Genomic DNA, 3,345 nt, shown 5'->3' on the forward strand with positions numbered 1-3,345 from the left:
TCCGCACAGCACCACATCAAGCAGGGTCCCTGCCTACATCAACCTCACTCTCAGCGTTCGTGGCACACCTCCAGCCGTAGATCGTGATCTTGTTGCTGGAGGGCGGTGGAGAGGGGGCCGCCGTCGGTCGTCGACGAGGTCGAGCTGGGCAGCAGAGGCGTCCGCTACTCGAGTCCTCCGAGACGGTGGGCATCTTTGATCTCGCGGAGCCTGGCAGCCGTCATCGGGGTCCACTCCCTCCTCTGTCCAGCGGTATGGAGGGCGGCTCCAACCTCGCTGAGCTTCGCGGAGGACAACACGCCCGCTCGCTCGATTAGGTCGTCCCGGGCGACAGTGGTCAGCCAGGTGCAAGGAGTAAAGCCTGGACGCGGGAACGCGAACCGCAGCACGCCTTCGAAGGGCAGCCCTTCCCGGGCGCCTATCGCCACTTCAACGCCCAGGCCGCTGATGTCGACGCCCGCTGGCGCAACGACCTGCATGACCTGGAACCCGGATGACTCGTCGTCCGACAGCAGCACGACCGGGCGTCGCTCGTCGAAGTCGACCCACCAGACTTCGCCGCGTTGCATGTGTCCTCCTGGTACGAGTCGGCGGGCGGACGCTGCATGCCCGAGCGGGACACCGGATGCGGCCCCGTCTTCGCACGTCGTGACCGAGGGGGTGGTGAAGACGGGTGCGGCCACCGGTGATCATCGGTGTGTGAAGACTGAAGATCATGCGGTAGCCGCGGGTCATAGCGTAGACCCTGTCCGCTGGCAGGAGGCGTTCGAGGTCGTGATGGGCCGGATAGCGGGCCGGTTCGCGCGGGTTGAACCCCGTTGCCGGGTGCGGGATTTGGTGCTGGGGCTGCTGTCGGACCTGCCGCGCAAGAACTGCTGGAGCATCGCCGAGTGGGCCGGGGAAGCGAGTCCGGACGGCATGCAGCACCTGCTCGGCCGGGCCCGATGGGATGCCGACGCCGTGCGCGATGACGTGCGCGAGTACGTCCTGGAGCATCTGCACGACGAGGGTGCAGTGCTGGTGGTCGACGAGACCGGAGACGTGAAGAAGGGCACGCACACCGTCGGTGTCCAGCGCCAGTACACCGGCGCCGCCGGGGCCTGTAAATGAATAACTGTCAGGTCTCCTCTTCGGGACGGCCTGGGACGGGCGACAGGCGGGCTCGCAGTTGCTCCGGAGTCCGAGCCGGCGATCCGGGCAACGGTGTGACGGAGATCTGGTGGAGGTCCAGGAGTCGATGGCCGTCCTGGAACTGGTTGGACAGGTTGGTTCGGGTGACTCCCAGCAACTGGGCCAGGAGCGTACTGGTGACGGCATTGCGGCGGCGCAACACGGCTGCCAGCAGCCGATGGAAGTGGTCCAAGCTGCTGGTTTGCGGGTGGAGGTAGCTGCGTGGGCGGTGGAAGCGCCGCCTGAAAGCCGCCTCGGCCAGGGCGTCCCAGTACGGTTCCGAGACCGCCACCAACTGTTCGAAGGCGGAGCGTGACATGCCGGTCAGGGCCGGATCGGTGAGCATCGTGGTCAGGGCAGGATCGATCCGCCGCTTGGTCGGCGTTGCCTCGGGAGGCCTGGGCGGGGTGGGGGCCAGGGTGTAGTTCCAGTCGCCGTGGAACGCACCGGGTGTGATCGGTAAAGCGCGGAACTCGGCGGGCGTGACGGTGGTGCCCAGACGGTAGCTGCCCGTGTCGAGCTCGGCGCCGATGCTCAGCCCGCCCGCGGTGGTCGTGGCGGCGATGGTCTCGATGACGACCTGATAGCTGGTCAACGGCCGGCCCCGCCAGTTGGCGGTGATATGGCAGAACATTCGGTGCTCGATCTTGTTCCACTTCGACGTGCCCGGCCAATGCCGTTGCTTGACTACTGAACTATCGTCGCCTGCAGTGTGATGGTCCTGGCGGGTACGTGGCGTGGTAGGGCTTTCGGTTTGTCCTTCGGTCGGTAGGAGTACAGCGAGTTGGGCCGTTTCAGGAAGCGGTCTGCCTCTCGCAGTCGGCGGGTGCCGCTGTCGAGTTTCCGGCGGACCTTCGCCGCCAGCGCGGTCAGGAACCTGCGGATCTTCGGCGGGGTGTCGGCGAGCTGGCGGACCACGCTGCGGCGGGTGTGCTTGAGGACCTTGACGAACGAGATGCGGTCCGGGCCGATGCCGTTGCTGTCGGCGAGTTGCATGATGATGCCGGTCAGGCAGTGGTGCACGACCAGGTGCGCCCACACTTCCTGGCGCACCAGCTGCGGGTCGGTGGATCGCAGAACTTCCTGCCGGCCCCGCTGGAAGGTCTTGATCTGCCGATAGGCCGATTCCACCTCCCATCTTTCGTGATACAAGACCGCCAACTCCCTTGCTGAGTAAGCGTCGTGATCGAAGAGGTCGGTCAGTAGCCTGATCACTTCGCCCCCGTCGACGCGGTACTCGATCACGCGCACCAGCACACCGCCCGGATGGGCGCCCTTCTGCCCCGCGAGGTTCATGCGCGCCAGGTAGGTGCCGTCGGGCAGGTGGCGTACCGGGCGGCGTGCCACACACGAGCGGGCCCGCAGCAGCAGGTGGGCACCGGCGCCGGTATACGCCTTCCATAACTCCACCCCGGGGAACCCCCGGTCCATGACCACGAGCATCCCGGAGGCCGAGGCGGCCATTGCCACGGCTGGGTCGCGTTCACCGCTGTTGTAGCCGCCCACCCGGGCGTCGATGGAAGAGTGCGTGCCGGTCTCGGTCAGCGTCACGACTCTCACCTGCGGAAACCCGCCCGGTTTCCCGCTGGAGTCTTTCGGGCCGCCGAAGGCGAGTCGGTTGGCCTCGTTGTCCGGCACGTCCAGCAGGAACCCGTCGACCGCAGCGAGACGCATCCCCCGGTAGAAGGCCCCGGCCAGCCCCGCAGGGGCCCGCGGACCGGCCAGGCGGTGGAAGATCCGCTCGACAACCTCCGGTCCCAGGCGCTCCCGAGCCCGGGTGAAAGACGCCTTGTGCGGGATGTACTCGCTCAACTCCTTTATTCCACCTACCAGTTGTTCTGCCACATCGTCGTAGGAGTCCTGGTGGAAGAGCGCAAGCGCGAGTGTGAAGTAGACCATGAACCCCGCCGGCAACGCTCCCGGCCGACGGTCCCGTTTGCGACACTCCGACAGGACCTCGTCCACCAACTCGGGCGTCACCCACTGTGTGATCAAGCCCAGCCGCACTCGCTCAGATACCCCGCTCCACGGATGCACACCCCGCATAACGGCGCGACGCTCAGTCCGTCACTACCAACTCAATGAACCTTCAAACAACGGCATTGAATCCTTCTCGGTAACCATTCGTGACGTTTCGTGATCTTCGTTCAGGTGGTGCGGCCGTGTTCGAGCTGG

At 66.2% G+C, this 3,345-nt stretch carries 2 protein-coding genes and 2 pseudogenes; 1 reads left to right on the forward strand and 3 read right to left on the reverse strand.

Translation table 11 applies throughout. The features are described from left to right. Positions 1–164 precede the first annotated feature (164 nt). A complete protein-coding gene (locus tag JL475_RS38405; RefSeq protein WP_202282834.1) occupies positions 165–569 on the reverse strand; it encodes a type II toxin-antitoxin system PemK/MazF family toxin in 405 nt (134 codons plus the stop codon). A 208-nt stretch (positions 570–777) separates the two neighbouring features. Between JL475_RS38405 and JL475_RS38410 the strand changes: the two are divergent. Beyond that, positions 778–1,098 (forward strand): annotated as a pseudogene (locus JL475_RS38410) (transposase); the annotation flags it as partial. A 475-nt stretch (positions 1,099–1,573) separates the two neighbouring features. Here the strand turns inward: JL475_RS38410 and JL475_RS41000 are convergent. Both JL475_RS41000 and JL475_RS38420 read right to left on the reverse strand, forming a co-directional pair. After that, positions 1,574–1,840 (reverse strand): annotated as a pseudogene (locus JL475_RS41000) (ISAzo13 family transposase); the annotation flags it as partial. A 17-nt stretch (positions 1,841–1,857) separates the two neighbouring features. Next, positions 1,858–3,216 carry an IS4 family transposase gene (locus JL475_RS38420; RefSeq protein ID WP_237409458.1) on the reverse strand — a complete coding sequence of 453 codons (1,359 nt, stop codon included), beginning with the start codon at positions 3,214–3,216 and terminating at the stop codon, positions 1,858–1,860. Positions 3,217–3,345 lie beyond the last annotated feature (129 nt).

The organism is Streptomyces sp. M2CJ-2, from assembly GCF_016757295.1.
Taxonomy (GTDB): Bacteria; Actinomycetota; Actinomycetes; order Streptomycetales; family Streptomycetaceae; genus Streptomyces.